The organism is Stenotrophomonas sp. HMWF003 (assembly GCF_003061285.1).
In the GTDB taxonomy this organism is placed as follows: domain Bacteria; phylum Pseudomonadota; class Gammaproteobacteria; order Xanthomonadales; family Xanthomonadaceae; genus Stenotrophomonas; species Stenotrophomonas maltophilia_AP.
In genome coordinates this window covers 19,127-19,667 of sequence record NZ_QAIW01000440.1, presented here as the reverse complement: position 1 = coordinate 19,667, position 541 = coordinate 19,127, and the positions used below count along the sequence as shown (strand labels likewise).

Annotated in this window: 1 pseudogene; it reads left to right on the top strand. The window is 67.5% G+C overall.

The annotated features are described in order from the left end of the window. Window positions 1–541, top strand: a pseudogene (locus tag DBR34_RS24100) (TonB-dependent receptor); the annotation flags it as partial.

The window sequence follows — 541 nt, the reverse complement described above, 5'->3', positions numbered from 1 at the left end:
ACCGGCTACGAGTACCGCAAGTACGAGGGCCGCTACGATCCCGATCCGCTCACGGTGATTGGCCATTACAACGGCGTGCCGTCGCTGCCCACCTCCGGCTCCTACGACGTCAATGAGGCGTACCTGGAGCTGAGCGTGCCGATCTTCGCCAAGAGCGCGATCGGCGAGAAGCTCGACCTCAGCCTGGCCGGGCGTTACTCGGACTACTCCACCTTCGGCGGCGAGTTCACTCCCAAGTACGGCCTGCGCTGGCAGGTGACCAACGACTTCGTGCTGCGTACCAGCTACGCCGAAGGCTTCCGCGCGCCGTCCATCGGCGAACTGTACGGCTCGGCGGCGCGTGCCGACCTGCAGCTGTTCGACCCGTGCTCGATCGGCCTGGGCGGTACCGCACCGCGTGGCAACCCGGCCAACTGCGCCGCGCTCGGCGTACCCACCGGCTTCCAGCAGGCCAACTCGCAGATCTCGGTCACCACCGGCGGCAACGCCGAACTGGATCCGGAACGCTCGCGCAGCTTCAGCGCCGGGTTCGTGTGGAGCC